Source organism: Burkholderiales bacterium, assembly GCA_013695435.1.
Classification (GTDB): domain Bacteria; phylum Pseudomonadota; class Gammaproteobacteria; order Burkholderiales; family JACMKV01; genus JACMKV01.
This window is the reverse complement of record JACDAM010000060.1, coordinates 1-19,538: the sequence shown is the minus strand read 5'-3', so window position 1 is coordinate 19,538 and position 19,538 is coordinate 1. Positions and strand designations below refer to the sequence as shown.

Annotated in this window: 13 protein-coding genes; 12 read left to right on the top strand and 1 reads right to left on the bottom strand. The window is 60.7% G+C overall.

The features are described 5' to 3' along the window. Window positions 1–5: 5 nt before the first annotated feature. From H0V78_03610 to H0V78_03555, 12 genes are all read left to right on the top strand, one after another. Window positions 6–2,138 (top strand): type IV pilus secretin PilQ, encoded by a 2,133-nt coding sequence (locus H0V78_03610; GenBank protein MBA2350893.1) that lies wholly within the window; start codon window positions 6–8, stop codon window positions 2,136–2,138. A 124-nt stretch (window positions 2,139–2,262) separates the two neighbouring features. Then, window positions 2,263–2,859: a shikimate kinase gene (locus H0V78_03605; protein ID MBA2350892.1), complete on the top strand. Its 597-nt coding sequence runs from the start codon at window positions 2,263–2,265 to the stop codon at window positions 2,857–2,859. A gap of 30 nt (window positions 2,860–2,889) precedes the next feature. Continuing rightward, window positions 2,890–3,984, top strand: a complete 1,095-nt coding sequence (gene aroB, locus H0V78_03600; GenBank protein ID MBA2350891.1) for a 3-dehydroquinate synthase — start codon at window positions 2,890–2,892, stop codon at window positions 3,982–3,984. Window positions 3,985–4,010: 26 nt separating this feature from the next. Further along, window positions 4,011–5,138 carry a deoxyguanosinetriphosphate triphosphohydrolase gene (locus tag H0V78_03595; GenBank protein ID MBA2350890.1) on the top strand — a complete coding sequence of 376 codons (1,128 nt, stop codon included), beginning with the start codon at window positions 4,011–4,013 and terminating at the stop codon, window positions 5,136–5,138. Between the two features lie 207 nt (window positions 5,139–5,345). Beyond that, window positions 5,346–9,989 carry a glutamate synthase large subunit gene (gltB, locus tag H0V78_03590; protein ID MBA2350889.1) on the top strand — a complete coding sequence of 1,548 codons (4,644 nt, stop codon included), beginning with the start codon at window positions 5,346–5,348 and terminating at the stop codon, window positions 9,987–9,989. 139 nt (window positions 9,990–10,128) lie between these two features. Then, window positions 10,129–11,571, top strand: a complete 1,443-nt coding sequence (locus H0V78_03585; GenBank protein ID MBA2350888.1) for a glutamate synthase subunit beta — start codon at window positions 10,129–10,131, stop codon at window positions 11,569–11,571. A 34-nt stretch (window positions 11,572–11,605) separates the two neighbouring features. Further along, entirely contained in the window at window positions 11,606–12,319 is a 714-nt protein-coding gene (gene pyrF / locus H0V78_03580; protein MBA2350887.1) for an orotidine-5'-phosphate decarboxylase, read from the top strand. 3 nt (window positions 12,320–12,322) lie between these two features. Next, window positions 12,323–13,402 carry a uroporphyrinogen decarboxylase gene (locus H0V78_03575; GenBank protein ID MBA2350886.1) on the top strand — a complete coding sequence of 360 codons (1,080 nt, stop codon included), beginning with the start codon at window positions 12,323–12,325 and terminating at the stop codon, window positions 13,400–13,402. 77 nt (window positions 13,403–13,479) lie between these two features. Continuing rightward, entirely contained in the window at window positions 13,480–15,663 is a 2,184-nt protein-coding gene (locus H0V78_03570; GenBank protein MBA2350885.1) for a primosomal protein N', read from the top strand. A 146-nt stretch (window positions 15,664–15,809) separates the two neighbouring features. Further along, on the top strand, window positions 15,810–17,438 hold the full coding sequence (locus H0V78_03565; GenBank protein MBA2350884.1) for an arginine--tRNA ligase: 1,629 nt from the start codon (window positions 15,810–15,812) through the stop codon (window positions 17,436–17,438). A 178-nt stretch (window positions 17,439–17,616) separates the two neighbouring features. After that, window positions 17,617–18,171 (top strand): SPOR domain-containing protein, encoded by a 555-nt coding sequence (locus H0V78_03560; protein ID MBA2350883.1) that lies wholly within the window; start codon window positions 17,617–17,619, stop codon window positions 18,169–18,171. An 84-nt stretch (window positions 18,172–18,255) separates the two neighbouring features. Next, window positions 18,256–18,900: a thiol:disulfide interchange protein DsbA/DsbL gene (locus tag H0V78_03555; protein MBA2350882.1), complete on the top strand. Its 645-nt coding sequence runs from the start codon at window positions 18,256–18,258 to the stop codon at window positions 18,898–18,900. Between the two features lie 187 nt (window positions 18,901–19,087). Here the strand turns inward: H0V78_03555 and H0V78_03550 are convergent, their stop codons facing one another. After that, window positions 19,088–19,405 (bottom strand): tetratricopeptide repeat protein, encoded by a 318-nt coding sequence (locus H0V78_03550; protein MBA2350881.1) that lies wholly within the window; start codon window positions 19,403–19,405, stop codon window positions 19,088–19,090. Window positions 19,406–19,538 lie beyond the last annotated feature (133 nt).

The following is a 19,538-nucleotide window of genomic DNA, read 5'->3' as shown; positions in this document are numbered from 1 at the left end:
AGTCACTGATTGCACTTAAACGTATCGCCGGTCTCACGTGCCTGACGGCGTTTGCATCGGCGAGCCTGGCGCTCGCTGCGCCCAAGGCTGAAGACGCGGGGCAGAACAGCATCCAGGCGATCGACGTGTCCGACTTGCCAGGCTCCAAACTGCTCGTCAAAATCACGATGAAAGAGCCGCCGGCCGCCGTGCCATCGGGCTTCACCATCAGCAACCCGCCGCGCATCGCATTCGATTTCGCGAACACCAGCAACGGGCTCGGAAAAAACTCGAAAGAAGTCGGCGAAGGCAGCTTGCGCAGCCTCAACCTGGTGCAAGCCGGCGCCCGTACCCGGCTGGTGCTGAATTTGACGAAGGCATCGACTTATGAGGCGCAGGTTGAAGGCAAGACCGTGATGGTGACCTTGCAAGCCGGCACTGCGGCCGCGACTGAAGGCGGTAGCGTTTCGCGCTTCGCCGAAGCTTCGAATGGCGACCAGACGCATAGCTTGCGCGATATCGATTTCCGGCGCGGAAAAGATGGCGAAGGGCGTGTTGTTATCGACCTTTCCGACAACACGACCGGAATTGATCTCCGCAAGCAGGGCAAGTCGATTGTGATCGATTTCATCCGCACTTCGCTGCCGAGCAATCTCGAACGCCGTCTCGATGTAGTCGATTTTGCTACGCCGGTACAAACCGTGACGGCGACGGCGCAGGGCGGCAACACCCGGGTCGTGATCGAGCCCAAAGGGATGTGGGAGCACTCGGCTTACCAGACCGATAACCGCTTCATCGTGGAAATAAAACCGGTCGTCGAAGATCCGAACAAGCTCGTGCAAGGCGGACGCTCCGGCTACAGCGGCGAAAAGCTGTCGCTAAATTTTCAGAACGTTGAAGTGCGTTCGGTGCTGCAAGTCATCGCCGACTTTACCGGCCTCAACATCATCACCAGCGATACCGTCAGCGGCAACCTGACCTTGCGCTTGAAAGACGTGCCGTGGGATCAGGCGCTCGACATCATCCTGCAAAGCAAGGGCCTCGATCTTCGCAAGAACGGCAACGTGGTGTTGATCGCGCCGCGCGACGAACTAGCCACGAAGGAAAAGCTGGAACTCGAAGCCAAGCAGCAGATTTCGGATCTGGAGCCGACGCGTACCGAAAGCTTTCAACTGAATTATCAGCGCGCTGAAGCGTTCCAGAAAATTTTGACCGACGACAAGCAGAAAATCCTGTCGAAGCGCGGCAGCGCCGTCATCGATCCGCGGACCAACACGCTGTTTGTTCAGGATATCGCAAGCCGTCTCGAAGATGTGCGCGGGCTGATTAAGAAGATCGATATTCCGGTTCGCCAGGTCATGATTGAAGCGCGGATTGTCGAAGCGACCGATACCTTCAGTAAAAACCTCGGTGCACGGTTGGGCGTGGTCGATCGCGGCGCGGCGGGACGCTTGCCCGGCGTGTCGACCCCGGGTGATACGCGCACGACCGTCGGCGGGTCGCTCGATGCAACAGGCGCCTTTACTGGCCAACTGGCGACGGCGCCAACTCTGGGCCAGAGCCTCGGCGTTAATTTGCCTGCGGCGGGCATCGCCGGCGCGATACCAGGAGTATTCTCGGTAGTCCTGTTCAACGAAGCGCTGAGTCGCTTTCTGAACCTCGAAGTCTCGGCGCTGCAGTCCGACGGCAAGGGCAAGATCATCTCCAGCCCGCGCGTTGTGACGGCGGATCAGGTGGAAGCGACCATAGAGCAGGGTACGGAAATCCCGTTTCTGCAGGCGAGCAGCAGCGGTGCGACCAGCGTTTCGTTCAAAAAGGCTGTGCTCGGTTTGAAGGTCAAGCCTCAGATCACGCCCGATGACAACATCATCATGAACCTGAACGTGAACAAGGACAGCCGGGGCACTGACACGATTGCCGGGCCTGCGATCGACACCAAGCAGATTACGACGCAGGTGCTGGTCGAAAACGGCGGTACGGTGGTAATCGGCGGAATCTACGAGCAAACCGAGACCCAGACGATCAACAAAGTACCGTTGCTCGGCGACATTCCGGTACTCGGTTATTTGTTCAAAAACAATGCGAAGACCGACGACCGCCGCGAGTTGCTGGTGTTCATCACCCCGCGCATCATCAAGGAAACACTCAGCGTGCGTTAATCTCCGCTTCCGGGCGAAATTCGGTTGAAAACGGCGGCCTTGGGGCCGCCGTTTTCTTTTTACAGCCCCAGCAATCGGTCCGGCCAGCTTGCCTCGCAGTCGCTTTGCTCCTTAGAATCCGCGGATGAGCGATGCGCCGATTGAATCCCAGCCCGCTGTACCCGCTAACATTATCCTGATCGGGATGATGGGGGCCGGCAAGACCTCGGTCGGCCGCGTATTGGCCAGACGCCTCGGCAAGACTTTCCGCGATTGCGATCACGAAGTCGTGCAGCGCACGGGCGCTACGATTCCGCTGATATTCGAGATCGAAGGCGAAGCCGGTTTTCGCACACGGGAAACCGCCGTTCTCAGCGAGCTGACCCATCTGCGGAATATCGTGCTCGCGACAGGCGGCGGCGTCATTTTGCGTGAGGAGAATCGGGCGTTGCTGAAGCGCTCCGGCTGCGTTGTCTATCTGCGCGCAACCGCGCACGAACTGTGGCAGCGCACGCGCCACGACAAAAACCGTCCGCTCCTGCAAATCGCCGATCCGCAAGCACGGTTGGCTGAGCTTTATGCCGCGCGCGATCCGCTTTATATCGAGGTTGCCGATATCGTCATAGACTCGAGCCGCCAGAGCCCGCGCAACCTGGCGTGCGTGCTTGAATCCAGACTCGCTTCGCAGCAGGGTGGTTCAGGCGGGTTCAATTCGCTGACGACAGCGACACCCGGCGTGTAAGATGCGCGACTTTCTCTAACGACGAACGCGATGCACATTCTTACCGTTTCGCTCGGCGCGCGAAGCTATCCGATCCATATCGGAGAAGGCCTGCTGCAAAAGCCGGATGCGCTGATCGACTGCCTGCCGCAACCTCGCGTTGCCATCGTCACCAATACCACGGTCGCGCCGCTCTACCTCGCTGCGCTGACCAGGGTTTTGGCGACGCATGATGTAGAGGCAGTGCCTATCGTTTTGCCGGACGGCGAAGCTCACAAGAACTGGAAAACGCTGAACCTGATATTCGATGCTCTCCTGGCTCAGCGTTGCGAGCGCAAGACCACGCTGATCGCGCTCGGCGGCGGCGTGATTGGCGATATGGCCGGGTTCGCGGCTGCGACGTATTTGCGCGGAGTTCCGTTTATCCAGATTCCGACGACCTTGCTCGCGCAAGTGGATTCCTCGGTCGGCGGCAAGACCGGTATCAACCATCCCGCCGGCAAAAACATGATCGGCGCGTTCTATCAGCCGCGACTGGTATTAGCCGATACGGCAACATTGGCGACGCTACCTGATCGCGAACTTTCCGCCGGTCTCGCCGAGGTCATCAAGTACGGTTTGATCCGCGATCCGTCATTTTTCGAATGGCTCGAAAAAAACATTGAGGTGCTGTTCAACCGAGATAGCGCAGCGCTTGCCCATGCGATCCAACGTTCGTGCCAAATCAAGGCGGAGATCGTCGCCGAAGACGAACACGAAAACGCCGTCCGCGCGCTATTAAACCTCGGCCACACCTTCGGTCACGCGATCGAAACCGGGCTTGGGTACGGTGAATGGCTGCACGGCGAAGCGATTGCGGCCGGAACGCTTCAGGCGCTCGACCTCTCGCGCCGGCTCGGTTATATCGGTGCGGTCGACGTTAACCGTGCCGCCGATCTTTACCGACGCGCGCGTTTGCCGGTCGCAGCGCCTGATCTGGGTGTCGGTCGTTATCTGAAGCTCATGGGGCATGACAAGAAAGTCGAAGACGGCAAGCTGCGCCTGGTGCTTCTGAAACGAATCGGCGATGCTTTCGTTACCGGCGAGTTTCCGCACAGCGCATTGATCGAAACGCTGGAAGTCAGCGGCGCGCCGGCGCATGTTTGAAGCGCTGGCGCCGGCGCGTGTCTGAAATGCGGCGGCTAGACCTCGCACCGTACGCAGCGTGCGACGCAAATTCACGCGGCCGCCGGCACACTGAACCCGCGCCCGTCGCACGCAGCGAATTCCAGCGCGATCGCGATCGCATCATCCATTCAACAGCGTTTCGCCGGCTAGAGTACAAGACGCAGGTTTTCGTTAACCACGAAGGGGACCTGTTTCGAACGCGTCTGACGCATAGCCTCGAAGTCGCGCAAATCGGCCGGTCGATTGCGCGCAGCCTCAATTTGAACGAAGACCTGGTCGAGGCGATTTCGCTGGCGCACGATCTGGGGCACACGCCATTCGGCCACGCCGGGCAGGACGCGCTGAACGCGTGCATGAAGGGCAGTGGGGGCTTCGAGCACAATCTGCAAAGCTTGCGTGTCGTCGATTTGCTCGAACAGCGCTATGCGAGCTTCGACGGCTTGAACCTGTGCTTCGAAACCCGCGAAGGCATCCTGAAGCATTGCTTGCGCGAAACCGCGAAGGCGCTGGGCGAAGTCGGGAAACGGTTTCTTAACCGGCAGCAGCCTTCTCTCGAAGCGCAGCTCACCAATCTTGCCGATGAGATCGCCTATAACAATCACGATGTCGATGACGGCCTGCGTTCGGGCTTGATTACGCTCGAGGCGCTCGCCGAAATCGCCATATTCGCGCGTCATCTGGCCGAGGTGAAAGCACTGTTTCCGGCGCTTGGCGGCCGCCGCCTCGTGCACGAAACGGTGCGGCGCATGATTAACACGCTCGCCGTCGATCTGATGCAGCAAAGCGCCGCTAACATTGAAGCCGTTGCGCCCCGAACTATAAGTGACGTGCGCGCTGCCGCGCCGCTGATCGCGTTCAGCCCCGAGATCGAGGAACAACAACGCGAATTGAAGCGTTTTCTCCGCAACAGCCTCTATGAGCATTATCAGGTCGCGCGCATGAGCAACAAGGCGCGCCGCATCATCGCGGAGTTGTTCCAATTATTCATCGAACAGCCAAAGCTCTTGCCGCCACAGTTTCAGGAGCAGGCCGCGGCAGAATTACCCCGCGCCGTTGCCGACTACATCGCCGGCATGACCGACCGCTACGCCATCCGCGAACATCGGCGGCTTTTTGCCGTCGAAGAGGTGTAGGACGCTTGCGGTTTGCGGAGAGCGACCTTTCGTTGTAGTTGGCTGTTGGCTCGCCGCAGTACCTAACGACGTCCACTGCCCGCGCATGATTGAAGCCTATCGTCGAACGCGGTAAACTTTGCCGGTTTCTCCGTTGTTTCTCCGGCGCCAAGCCGGGATTGCGTAATCGCCCGCCGCAACCGCGGTTCTGCTGTCCGCCACCTTAAGATGGAAGTGACTCATTCGATGCTGCCACCCCGGCAAGGTTTGTACGACCCCGCCAACGAGCACGACGCGTGCGGCGTCGGCTTCATCGCGCATATCAAAGGCGCGAAAAGTCACGCAATCATTCGTCAGGGTCTGGAAATTCTGAACAACCTGACGCACCGGGGCGCGACCGGCGCCGACCCTCTGGCCGGCGACGGCGCCGGTATTCTGCTTCAGATTCCCGATGCCTTCCTGCGCGCCGAATGCGCTACGCGCGGATTCGCACTGCCCGCCGCGGGGGATTACGGCGTCGGCATGGTTTTTTTGCCGCAGGATGCGCAGGGCCGATCGGCTTGCGAGCAAATCATCGCCAAGTGCTCGGCTGTGGAGGGTTTGGGCGTGCTCGGCTCGCGCGATGTGCCGACTCGTAATAGCGGCCTGGGCGTCGATGTGCGCGCCGTAGAACCTGTCGTCCGCCAGATTTTCTTCGCGCGCGGCGCCCTCGATGGCGACGGTTTCGAGCGCAAGCTCTTCGTCGTGCGCAAAACCATCGCCAATACCGTGCGCGCGCTAAATCTCGAAGGCGGCAAGAGTTTTTACATCCCTTCGATGTCGTCACGCACACTGGTGTACAAAGGCATGCTGCTGGCGCGCCAGGTCAGCGAATACTACCCGGACCTCGATGACGAGCGCATGGTATCGGCTCTGGCGCTCGTGCATCAGCGCTTCTCGACCAACACCTTCCCGAGCTGGGATCTGGCGCATCCGTTCCGCATGATCGCCCACAACGGCGAGATCAACACGCTGCGCGGCAATGTGAACTGGATGGCCGCGCGCCGCCAGGCGCTTTCATCGCCGGTGTTCGGCGACGATCTTGAAAAGCTGTGGCCGCTGATCGCCGATGGCCAATCCGACTCGGCGTGCTTCGACAATGCGCTCGAACTCTTGGTCAACGGCGGCTATTCGCTGGCGCACGCGATGATGCTGTTGATCCCGGAAGCGTGGGCCGGCAATCCTTTGATGGACGAAGAACGCCGCGCATTCTACGAATATCACGCCGCGTTGATGGAGCCTTGGGACGGCCCGGCAGCGGTCGCTTTTACCGACGGCCGGCAAATCGGCGCGACGCTCGATCGCAACGGCCTGCGCCCGGCGCGCTATCTGATTACCGACGACGACATCGTCGTCATGGCTTCGGAAATGGGTGTGTTGACGATTCCCGAGCACAAGATCGTAGCCAAGTGGCGGCTGCAGCCCGGCAAGATGTTTCTGATCGATCTGGAAGCCGGCCGCATCATCGGCGACGAGGAGTTGAAAGCCGGCCTCGCCCGCGCCAAGCCTTATCGGCAGTGGATCGACCAATCGCGCATCGTGCTCGAAGAACTGCCGGCTGCGGCCGCCGCCAGGTTCAAGCCGCGCGCCTCCTTGCTGGATCGTCAGCAGGCATTTGGCTATACCCAGGAAGATCTGAAATTCCTGCTGCAGCCGATGGCGGCGACCGGCCAGGAAGCGGTCGGTTCGATGGGCAACGATTCGCCGCTCGCCGTCATGTCGGACCGGCCGAAGCCGCTTTATCACTATTTCAAGCAGATGTTCGCGCAGGTCACCAATCCGCCTATCGATCCGATCCGCGAAGAGCTGGTGATGTCGCTGGTGTCGTTTATCGGTCCGCGTCCGAACTTGTTGGGTATCGATGAGACCGATCCGCCGCTGCGCCTCGAAGCCGGTCAACCGGTGCTGAACGGCGCGGACATGGAAAAAATCCGGCGCATCGCCGACTACACCAATGGTGCGTTTCGCGCGATCGAGCTCGACATCTGCTATCCGGCCGAGCAGGGCGCGGATGGAATGGAAGCGGCGCTGGATACGCTGTGCCGCGAGGCCGAGCAGGCAATTGCAGGCCAATACAACATCATCATATTGACCGACCGCGCCATCAGCACCGAGCGCGTCGCAATTCCCGCGTTGCTTGCGACCGCTGCCGCCCATCATCATCTGATCCGCGCCGGCCTGCGCACGAACGCCGGCCTCGTCGTCGAAACCGGTTCGGCGCGCGAAGTCCATCATTTCGCGTTGCTCGCAGGCTACGGCGCCGAAGCGGTTCACCCGTATCTGGCGTTCGAAACGCTGGGTGAGATGAAGGATCTGCTGCCGATCGAGCTGACACACAAGGAAGCGTGCAAGCGCTTCATCAAGGCGACCGCCAAGGGCCTGCTGAAAGTGATGTCGAAGATGGGCATCTCGACCTATCAATCGTATTGCGGCGCGCAGATTTTCGAGGCGGTCGGGCTGAACACGCCGTTCGTCGAGCGCTATTTCACCGGCACGCCGAGCAACGTCGAAGGCATCGGCATTACGGAAGTCGCGGAGGAAGCGATGCGTTGCCATCGCCTCGCGTTCGGCGATAGTCCGCTGTACCGCAACGATCTCGACGCCGGTGGTGAATACGCTTTTCGCATTCGCGGCGAAGGCCACATGTGGACACCGGAATCGATTTCCAAACTGCAATTGGCGACCCGCGCCAACAATTATTCGACCTACAAGGAATACGCAGCGCTGATCAACGAGCAATCGGCGCAACTCATGACCTTGCGCGGCCTGTTCGATCTGAAACCGGCAGCGCAGCCGATTCCACTGGATGAAGTCGAGCCCGCGAAAGAAATCGTCAAGCGTTTCGCCACCGGCGCCATGTCGTACGGTTCGATCTCGCGCGAAGCGCATACCACGCTGGCGATCGCGATGAATCGCATTGGCGGCAAATCGAATACCGGCGAAGGCGGCGAGGAGCGCGATCGCTTCATACCTATGGCGAACGGCGATTCGATGCGCTCGGCGATCAAGCAGGTCGCCGCCGGCCGCTTCGGCGTCACTGCCGAATATCTGGTCAATTCCGACCAGCTGCAGATCAAGATGGCGCAAGGCGCCAAGCCCGGCGAAGGCGGTCAATTGCCGGGGCACAAAGTCAGCGGCGAGATCGCTAAAGTGCGCCACTCGGTGCCCGGAGTCGGCCTGATTTCGCCGCCGCCGCATCACGACATCTATTCGATCGAGGATCTGAAGCAACTGATCCACGATCTGAAAAACGTCAACCCCGCCGCTTCGATCAGCGTCAAGCTGGTGTCGGAAGTCGGCGTTGGCACGATCGCCGCCGGTGTCGCCAAAGCGCATGCCGATCACGTGACGATTTCGGGTCACGACGGCGGCACGGGCGCGTCGCCGTTGTCGTCGATCAAACACGCAGGCACGCCGTGGGAATTGGGGCTCGCAGAAACCCAGCAGACCCTGGTGTTGAACAAGCTGCGCGGACGCATCGCCGTGCAGGCCGATGGTCAGATGAAAACCGGCCGCGACGTCGTCATCGGCGCGCTGCTCGGCGCCGATGAATTCGGTTTTGCGACCGCGCCGCTGATCGTCGAAGGCTGCATCATGATGCGCAAATGCCATCTGAATACCTGTCCGGTCGGCGTCGCAACCCAGGATCCGGAGCTGCGCAAAAAATTCACCGGCGAGCCCGAACACGTCGTCAATTATTTTTTCTTTGTCGCCGAGGAAGTGCGCGAACTGATGGCGCAAATGGGCTTTCGCAGCTTCAACGAAATGATCGGCCGCCCGGATCGCATCGATGTCCGAAAATCGGTCGACCACTGGAAGGCGCGCGGCCTCGATTTCTCGCGCATCCTGTACCAGCCGCCGGTGGGTGCAGACGTCGCGCGCTACCGGTGTGAGGCGCAGGACCATGGCCTTGGCAATGCCCTCGATCACAAGCTGATTGCCGCAGCACAACCCGCGCTGCAAGCGCAGAAGCCGGTTAAAATCGAAAGCAAAATCCGCAACATTCATCGCACCGTCGGCGCAATGCTGTCGGGAGAAGTGGCGAAGCGCTATGGCCATGAAGGGTTGGCCGAAGATACCATCCACATCAAGCTGAAAGGCACGGCCGGCCAGAGCTTCGGCGCATTTCTCGCGCACGGCATCACGTTCGAGCTTGCCGGCGAAGCCAACGATTACGTCGGCAAAGGCTTGTCGGGTGGGCGCATCGTGATTTATCCGCCGGCCGAGAGTCGCATCGTGCCCGAGCAGAACATCATCGTCGGCAATACCGTGCTGTACGGCGCGATCAGCGGCGAATGCTATTTTCGCGGCGTCGCCGGCGAGCGTTTCGCCGTGCGCAATTCGGGTTGCACGGCGGTGGTTGAAGGCGTCGGCGATCATGGCTGCGAATACATGACCGGCGGCACGGTCGTCGTGCTCGGCAAAACCGGGCGCAACTTCGCCGCCGGCATGAGCGGCGGCGTCGCTTACGTGCTCGACGAAGACGGCAGCTTCGAGCAGCGCTGCAATATGGCGATGGTCGAACTCGAGGCAGTTCCGGAAGAAGACCGCGCGCTCGATGCGATCGGCGGCACATCGGGCCGCGGCGGCGATCTGGAAAGCCACGGCAAGGTCGATGTCAGCCATCTCGGTCAACCCGATGCGCGCCTGCTGCGAATGCTTGTCGAACAACATAAACACTACACCGGCAGCGCGCGCGCCGCGGCGATCCTCGAGCAATGGGAAAGCTACCTGCCGAGGTTCGTCAAGATCATGCCCATGGAATACCGGCGCGCGCTGCAAGAACTCGCTGCGGCGCAAGCTGCTTCCGCGGCGGTCGCCGAACTCGTATAGACGCGCGCCCACACAGCAGCGCTGTTCTCCTTTAGTCGCCGGAAACCACTTGCTTACGCATTACGTATAAGCCGGACCGGGTTACCGGCGCCACACTCGCGTAACGCTGGCACCACAAAACTTGCAGGGAGTTGCCCAAGTGGGAAAACCCACAGGATTCATGGAGATCGAGCGGCACGACCCAAAGTATCTGCCGATCACCGAGCGCGTCCGCAATTACCGCGAATTTATTTTTCCGCTTCCCGATGCCGAGATCGGCAAGCAGGGCGCGCGCTGCATGGATTGCGGCATTCCGTTTTGCCAGACCGGTTGCCCGGTCAACAACATCATTCCGGACTGGAACGATCTGGTTTACCGCCAGAATTGGCGCGAGGCGATCGAGGTTCTGCATTCGACCAACAACTTTCCGGAATTCACCGGACGCATCTGTCCGGCGCCGTGTGAAGCCGCGTGCACCCTGAACATCAATGACGATCCGGTCACGATCAAATCGATCGAGCACGCGATCATCGACAAGGCGTGGGCGGAAGGCTGGGTCGCGCCGCAGCCGCCGCATCGCAAAACCGGCAAGCGCGTCGCAGTCGTCGGTTCGGGTCCGGCCGGGCTCGCGTGTTCGCAGCAGCTCGCGCGCGCCGGCCACGATGTCGTGCTGTTCGAGAAGAACGACCGCATTGGCGGCCTCATGCGGTACGGGATTCCGGATTTCAAGATGGAAAAGCATCTGATCGATCGGCGCATGCAACAGATGAGCGCGGAGGGCGTCGAGTTCCGCGTCAACCAGCATATCGGCGTCAACGTTGCGGCCAGACAACTACTCGGCGAATTTGACGCGGTCGTGCTGACTGGCGGCTCGGAGGACCCGCGCAATCTGCCGGTTCCCGGCCGCGAGCTCGACGGCATCATGTACGCGATGGATTTTCTGCCGCAGCAGAACAAGCGCAATGCGGGTGACCGCGTGGCGGACGAGATCAGCGTGGCGGCCAAGGGCAAACATGTAGTTGTCATCGGCGGCGGCGATACCGGCTCCGACTGTATCGGCACTTCGATTCGCCAGGGAGCTGTCGCTATCACGCAATTCGAATTGCTGCCGCAGCCGCCGGAAAAAGAAAACAAGCCGTTGACCTGGCCGAATTGGCCGATGAAGATGCGCACTTCGTCCTCGCAGGAGGAAGGCTGCGCGCGAGACTGGAGTGTCGCCACCAAAGCGTTTTCCGGAGCGAACGGCCGCGTCAAAAAGCTGCACGCGATTCGCCTCGAATGGAAAAAGGACGGCAAGGGCGCGTGGGCAATGCAGGAAATGGCCGGCAGTGAATTCGACATCAAGGCTGATCTCGTGCTGCTTGCGATGGGTTATCTGCATCCGGTGCACGAGGGCATGCTGCGGGAATTGGGCGTCGGCCTGGACGCGCGCGGCAACGTCGCCGCCGACACGCTGCGTTATCAGACTTCGATTCCGAAAGTGTTCGCGGCTGGCGACATGCGCCGCGGCCAATCGCTCGTCGTGTGGGCGATTCGCGAGGGCCGCCAGGCTGCGCGCGCCGTCGACGAGTTCCTGATGGGCAGTTCCGAACTGCCGCGTTGATCGTTTCAGCCGGTTTCTCGCTGCGAATCATCCGATGCTATCGACGAAAGCGATCGCGCCGCCCGAGCGCCTGATTTTTGCGCTCGACGTGGCGGAGGCGGGGCGCGCCCGCCAGCTCGTTGAAGCGCTCGGCGATTCCGTCGTTTTCTACAAGCTCGGCCTCGAACTTTTCATGGCCGGAGGCTATTTCGAATTGATGGAATGGCTGAGCGCCAGGCGCAAGAAAGTTTTTGTCGATCTGAAGTTTTTCGACGTGCCGGAAACCGTGCGCTCGGCGGTCCGTCAATTGAGCAGCAGAGGCGCGACCTTCGCGACCGTGCACGGCAATCAGGCCATCATGGAAGCGGCGGCGGAAGCCAAGGGCGAGATAAAAATCCTGGCGGTCACCGCCCTGACCAGCCTGGACCGCGGCGATCTCGACGATCTCGGTTTCGCCTGCGACGTCGAGCATCTGGTGCTGTCGCGCGCGCGGCGTGCGCTCGAGGCCGGTTGTGACGGCGTCATTTCATCCGGCCTCGAAGCGGGCAAGTTGCGCGAGCAGCTTGGCGAACGTCTGCTGGTTGTGACGCCCGGCATACGCCCGGTCGATAATCAATCGACCGATGACCAGAAGCGCGTCGTAACCGCAGAACACGCTTTCCGAAGCGGCGCCGATTACGTCGTCGTCGGCCGGCCGATCCGCGACGCTGCCGATCCGCGCGCGGCGGCGGAGAAAATTCAGCAGCAGATTGCCGCGTTGTTCGCCTAGCACATGGGCGCGCCAAAAAACGACACGTTCCTGCGCGCATTGTCGCGCCAGCCGGTTCCGTACACGCCGGTTTGGCTGATGCGCCAAGCCGGCCGCTATCTGCCCGAATACAATGAAACGCGCGCGCGCGCCGGCGATTTTCTCTCGCTGTGCAAAAATCCCGCATTCGCAAGCGAAGTCACATTGCAGCCGCTGCAACGTTTCCCGCTCGACGCCGCGATCCTGTTTTCCGACATCCTGACCATCCCTGATGCGATGGGTTTGGGTTTGTATTTCGCAAACGGCGCAGGCCCGAAATTTCATCGCCCATTGCGCGACGAGCGCGATATCCTGGCGCTCGCCGCGCCCGATCCCGCGGCGGAACTGCGCTACGTGCTGGAAGCTGTTGGCGAGATTCGCCGCGCCTTGAACGATTCGGTGCCGCTGATCGGCTTTTCCGGCAGCCCGTTTACGCTCGCGTGCTACATGATCGAAGGCGGCGCCAGCAGCGATTTTCGCCACCTCAAGACCATGCTGTATCGCCGCCCCGATTTGCTGCATCGTATCCTCGACGTAAACGCGCGCGCCGTCACCGCTTATCTCAATGCCCAGGTCGAACACGGCGCGCAAGCCGTGATGATTTTCGATACCTGGGGCGGGGCATTGTCGCATGCCGCCTATCTCGAGTTCTCGCTCGGCTACATGAGCAAAATCATCGCCGGCCTGATCCGCGAACGCGACGGCGCGCGCGTGCCGATCATCGTCTTTACCAAGGGCGGCGGCGCATGGCTGAACGATATGGCCGAATGCGGCTGCGATGGCGTAGGCCTCGACTGGACGGTCGATATCGGGAAGGCGCGCAGCGCGATAGGCGGGCGCGTTGCGCTGCAGGGAAATCTCGATCCGTTTGTCCTGTTTGCCGAGCCCAAGGTGATCGAGGCCGAGGTGGCAAAAGTTCTGGCGAGTTTTGGCGCGGGCAATGGGCACGTCTTCAACCTTGGTCACGGCATCTCTCAATTCACGCAACCCGATCGCGTGCTTGCGATGGTCGAAGCGGTGCGTCGCATCAGCCCGCAATATCACCGCCCGGCGCCCGCGGCCTGAGCGAGCCCGTGGCGGAAGCTTCACTGTTGGCGGAAGGTTCATCGTCGCAGGATGCCAAAAGCGATCACGGTGCGCGCATCGCCCGTGTCGCTCTCGATGTCCCTGTTCATGGTTTGTTCGATTATCTGGCGCCGGACGACTTGTCATGCGGCGATATCGGTTCGCGCGTGCAAGTGCCGTTCGGCAACCGTCAGCGCGTCGGTGTGATCATCGAACTCGCCACGACGAGCGGGATTGCCGATTCGCGCCTGAAACCGCTGACGCGCATCCTGCGCGACGTGCCGCCGCTGTCGCCCGATCTTCTCTCGCTGCTACGCTTTTGCAGTGATTATTATCATCACCCGCTTGGGCAGGTCGTGATGAACGCGCTGCCGACTGCGTTGCGCGCGGCGAAGCCCATCAAGCAGCGATTGAAGCTTGCGTTTCGCCTGAGCGAGGCCGGCCGCGAACGCGATGATTCGATGTTGCCCAGGCGTCACGTCGTTAAACGCAGATTGCTCGCGCACTTGCGCCAGTCCGAACTTGCGGAAGAGGAAGCGCGCGCAATTTCGCCGCGCGCGATCAAGGCCTTGCTCGAAATGAGCGCCCTGGGCTGGGTTGAAAAAATCGCGGCGCCGGTCGCGACATCGACCCGCCATGCGGAGATCGCGGAGCCGCGCCTGACGGCCGAACAGCAAGCCGGAGTCGATGCAATTCTCGCCGAAGCGCCTGGTTTCAACGTCTGGTTGCTACACGGGATCACCGGCAGCGGCAAGACCGAAATCTATATGCGCGTGATCGCGCACGTGCTCGAGGCAGGCGAACAGGCGCTCGTGCTGGTGCCGGAAATCGCCTTGACGCCGCAACTCGAAAGTCGCTTCCGCGCGCGCTTTCCACAGGCGAATCTGGTCACGCTGCACAGCAGTCTCGCTGCCGGCGAGCGCACTGCAAATTGGCTCGCCGCGCAAGCCGGCCGCGCCCAAATCGTGCTCGGCACGCGGCTTGCCGTTTTCACGCCGCTGGCGAGGCTCGGGCTGATCGTCGTCGACGAGGAGCAGGACAGCTCGTTCAAGCAGCATGAAGGTTTGCGCTACTCGGCGCGCGATCTCGCGATTTTTCGCGCCCGACAGCAGAACGCGCGCATCGTGCTTGGCTCGGCAACACCCGCTTTGGAGACTTATTACAACGCCCGCGCCGGCCGCTTCCGCATGCTGCGATTGACCGCTCGCGCCGCCGCAGGCGCCGAGCTGCCGAGCGTGCGCTGTATCGACGTCAGCCGCGAACCTCTCGTCGATGGCTTGTCCAAAGTCCTGCTCGAAGCGATCGCTGCGCGCTTTGAACGCGGCGAGCAAAGCCTGGTATTCATCAACCGGCGCGGTTATTCGCCGGTGCTGATGTGCAGCGCATGCGGCTGGAAATCGGCGTGCGCACGGTGCGCGAGCTATCTCGTGCTGCATTTGCGCGAGCGGCGATTGCGCTGCCATCTTTGCGGACACCAAGAGGCGCCGCCGATCGCGTGCCCGGCATGCGGCAACCAGGACATCACGGCGATCGGCCACGGTACGCAGCGTGTCGAAGCGGCATTGACGCGCTTGTTTCCCGGCGCACGCATTCTGCGCGTCGATAGCGATAGCGTGCGCCGCAAATCCGCATGGCAGGGCATGCTGACGGCGATCGGCGAAGGCCGCATCGACATCCTGGTCGGCACCCAGATGCTGGCCAAGGGGCACGACTTCGCCGGACTCACGCTGGTCGGCGTGCTGAATGCCGACAGCTCGCTGTACAGTTCGGATTGGCGCGCTTCCGAGCGGTTGTTCGCGCAATTGATCCAGGTGTCGGGCCGCGCCGGACGGGCGGCGACGCGCGGCGAAGTTCTGATCCAGACGCAGTTTGCCGGGCATCCGCTCTACAGCGCGGTCATCGCGCACGATTACACGGCTTTCGCCGAAACACTGCTCGCCGAACGCGAACGCGCCGGCTTTCCGCCTTATGTGTATCAGACGCTGTTGCGCGCCGAAGCGCGCGCATTCACCGCCGCGCAGGATTTCCTCGCGGCAGCGGCGCAATCGGCGGCGCGTCTTGGCCATCCGGGTATCAAGGTTTTCGAACCGGTCACGGCCCAGCCCGCCCGCGTGGCCGGGATGGAGCGTGCGCAATTGTTGGTACAATCGCCGTCTCGCCAATCACTGCAGGCTTTTCTGACGCTTTGGCATCCACAACTGCTCGACCAGAAAGGCAAAAAAATACGCTGGTCGCTGGATGTCGATCCCCTCGAATTCTGACGCCTGCGATGGATGAAGCTCGTACCGATTGTCGATGCCAACTCTGCGACGAACCATTCCTTCCCCCTTGCCTGCCCCGGCAGGGCATTAAGCCGGGGACTGGGGAAGGTTAGGGTGGGGGTGAGATGCTTCAGCCGGGCGCCGACATAAAAACCGAATTGACCGCGCTTATGACGGCGGCATTGCGCGCGGTCGCACCCGAGGCCGCGGCGACGGTGCAGCTCGAACGCCCGAAGCAAGTGCAGCACGGCGACTATGCGTGCAATCTCGCGCTGCAATTGGCCAAGCCGCTGAAGCGCAATCCGCGCGAGGTCGCTGCGCAACTGGTCGCGGCGCTGCCGGCTTCGCCGTACATCGAAAAAGCCGAAATCGCCGGCGGCGGTTTTGTCAATCTGTTCCTGCAGCCGCCGGCAAAGCGCGAAGTTTTGCGCGAGATCTGGTCGCGCGGCGACGCTTATGGCCGCAGCGAAGTCGGCGCCGGCAGAAAAGTCGTCGTCGAATTCGTATCGGCCAATCCGACCGGTCCGCTGCACGTCGGCCATGGCAGACAGGCGGCGCTCGGTGATGCGATTTGCAGCTTGCTCGAGGCCAGCGGTTGGGACGTATCCCGCGAGTTCTACTACAACGACGCCGGCGCGCAAATAAACAACCTCGGCCTCAGCGTGCAGGCGCGATTGCGCCAGCGCCGCGGGCGGGACGCAACCGTCCCTGACGACGGTTACCACGGCGAATACGTCTGCGAGATCGCCGATGCCTATGCCAACGCGCATCCCGAAAATGGCGCCGGCGATAATCTCGCCGCGATCACGCGCTTTGCCGTGCGGGCGCTGCGTAACGAGCAGGATCGCGATCTGCGCGCATTCGGCGTGATCTTCGATTGCTATTATCTCGAATCGTCGCTGTATGACGATGGCAAGCTCGAACAAACCGTCAACGCGTTGCAAGCCGCCGGCAAAACTTACGAGCAAGATGACGCGCTGTGGTTAAAGACGACCGAGTTCGGCGACGACAAGGATCGCGTCATGAAGAAACGCGACGGCAGCTACACCTACTTCGTCCCCGATGTCGCGTATCACGTCACCAAATGGCGGCGCGGTTTCACCCGCGCGATCAATGTGCAGGGGGCTGACCACCACAGCACGGTGACGCGGGTTCGCGCCGGCTTGCAGGCGCTCGATTTCGGCATTCCGTCCGGCTATCCGGATTCCGTACTACATCAGATGGTCACCGTAATGCGCGCCGGCTGTGAAGTGAAGATTTCGAAACGCGCGGGCGGTTACGTCACGTTGCGCGATCTGATCGACGATGTCGGCGCGGACGCCACGCGCTTCTTTTTTCTGCTGCGCAAAAGCGATCAGCATCTGGAGTTTGATCTCGATCTCGCCAAATCGCAAAGCAACGACAATCCGGTTTACTACGTGCAGTACGCGCACGCCCGCATTTGCAGTGTGATGCGCGAATGGGGCGGCGACTGCATGGCGCTGGCTGAGGCCGATGCCTCCCCCCTGAACAGCGAACAGGAATTCGCGCTGCTGCGCCGCTTGCGGGATTTTTCGGAAGTTGTCGAAGCCGGCTGCCGTGAGCTGTCGCCGCATCTCGTTACATTTTACCTGCGCGAATTGGCCGCTGAATTTCACAGCTACTACAATTCCACGCACTTTCTGGTCGATGACGAAGCCGTCAAACTCGCGCGCCTGAAGCTGGTTGCCGCGACCGGTCAGATCGTCAAAAATGGTTTGGCGTTATTGGGTGTAAGCGCGCCGGAAAAGATGTAACAATGGAATCGGGTTTATCCGCGAACGCGTTTTGGTGTAAGGCGTTCGCGCGCTTTCCCGCATGCGTTCGCCAAGCGATCAAGAGGTCTGAATGAATCAGGATTATGAACAGGATTACAAAAACCAGGATTACAAAAACGCTCCCGTGAGATTGGCGACGCGCAGCGCCGCTGGTCCGATGCTGATTGGCGTTTTTATCGGCATACTGCTCGGCTTCGCGATCGCTTTCGGCGTCGCCTGGTATGTTTACAAAATGCCGAGTCCGTTTCTGAGCGAGCGCGCAAAGCCTGCCAACGTTGCGCAGCCGGCGGTCAAGTCCGGAGAAGCGAATGTCGAGACGCCGGCTGCCGGCGATAATGCCAGGACCGCGCGAGCGCCGGTGTCAGAGGACGCCAAGCCGCGTTTCGAATTCTATAAAATCCTGCCCGGCGATGAAGTCGTCAGCGATCAGCAATTCAAGCAGGCGACTGCGCAACCGCCGGCCGCGCGCGCGAGGAGCGCGTATTTCCTGCAGGCGGGCGCGTTTCAGAATGCGGCCGAGGCCGACCGCATGAAGGCGGAGCTGGCGCTGCTCGGCGTCGAAGCGCGTGTGCAAACGACGACCTTGCCAGACAAAGGTATCTGGCATCGCGTGCGGCTAGGCCCCTTTTCCACAAGCGAAGAGCTGAACCGCGCGCGCGAAACCTTGAAACAAAACGGAATTGAAGCCAGTCTAATCAAGGTCAGTGGCTGAGCTGCGGCGTTGCCCACGGCGTTGACTGCGCATTTCCGTTTTTCACGCGCTCACCGCATTTCCAAGGAGAAACTATTGAGATTCATCCAACGCGCAGCTCAGGCTTTTTTGTTCAGCCTGGTCGGCCTGACCGTAGCCTGCAATGCCGCCGAACCGGTCGTGAACAAGGATTATCGCGTGCTCGAACGCCCGCAGCCGACTGCTTCGGGCAACAAGATCGAGGTGCTCGAATTTTTCTACTACGGCTGCCCGCATTGCTACGATTTGCAGTCGGCGCTGGAACCGTGGGTGAAGAAACAGCCGGGCGACGTCGAATACAAGCGCGTTCCGACAGTGTTTCGCGATTCGTGGATTCCGCTGACTAAAACCTTCTACACCCTGGAAGCGCTGGGCGCGCTGGATAAGCTGCATCAGGACGTATTCGACGCCGTCCACAATAAGAAGCTCGATTTGAACGACCCGAAATTGATGGCGAAATGGGCCGAACAACACGGCGTCGACGCCAAAAAATTTTCCGACATGTACAACTCTTTCACCGTCGAGAGCAAATCGCAGCAGTCAGTGCAGAAGACCAAAAACTACGGCATCACGGGAACACCATCGGTCGTCGTCGCCGGGAAATATCTGACATCACCGTCAATGACAGGAAATTATCAGAGCTTTCTGGCCGTGCTCGACCAGCTGGTCGCCAAGGCGCGACAGGAGGGGGCGGGGAAGAAGGCGGGGTAGAAGGATTCCAGAAAAGCAAAACGCCCGCATGTCGGGCGTTTTTTGTTTTGTGCTTTGCTTCTAAACTCGAGTAACAGAATTGCGCACAACTTATCATCAATCGCCCGTTTGTTAAATGCCGAAACGTGATGCGAAGCACGTTGCAATCCTGCGCGTGTGCCCACCTCCCCGCCAACGACGTCGAACGTCAATAATATGGACGGTATCCTTGAGTTTCCAACCGGCCAATCGAATCCCGGACGCGTACCGTTTCCGGATGATTGGGACCGCGTACTCGCTGCTCTATCGGCAGCAATTCCCGGAACAGGCTTAGGGCTCGCTGAGACTCGCCCGCTGCTCCGGTCCAATGCGCGATGCCGCAGCGAACAGTGAGCGTCAGGGGATGGTCCGGGTCGATGAATACTCTTTTTATATCGGGCAGCAGTTCAGTTAGTAAGCGCAGCGCTTCCGGTGCATTGCCCGTATCGCCCGTCCAATTGGCAACATTATTGCGGGTTGTCAGTATATCCTATCAGGGCCAAGGCTCTTTTCAAGCGTTGGCAATGCCTTCGACGAAATCGCCAAAGCCTCGCGGTAGTTACCGCGTTCAATTTCAACACGAGCAATTTGTAGAGACAGCACCGCCTCATCGGCGGTGC

Coding starts and splice junctions, on each gene's coding strand:
- H0V78_03560 (MBA2350883.1), top strand. CDS start 17,617: ATGCTGATTGGCGTTTTTATCGGCATACTGCTCGGCTTCGCGATCGCT.
- pyrF (MBA2350887.1), top strand. CDS start 11,606: ATGCTATCGACGAAAGCGATCGCGCCGCCCGAGCGCCTGATTTTTGCG.
- gltB (MBA2350889.1), top strand. CDS start 5,346: ATGGAAGTGACTCATTCGATGCTGCCACCCCGGCAAGGTTTGTACGAC.
- H0V78_03575 (MBA2350886.1), top strand. CDS start 12,323: ATGGGCGCGCCAAAAAACGACACGTTCCTGCGCGCATTGTCGCGCCAG.
- aroB (MBA2350891.1), top strand. CDS start 2,890: ATGCACATTCTTACCGTTTCGCTCGGCGCGCGAAGCTATCCGATCCAT.
- H0V78_03595 (MBA2350890.1), top strand. CDS start 4,011: ATGCGGCGGCTAGACCTCGCACCGTACGCAGCGTGCGACGCAAATTCA.
- H0V78_03605 (MBA2350892.1), top strand. CDS start 2,263: ATGAGCGATGCGCCGATTGAATCCCAGCCCGCTGTACCCGCTAACATT.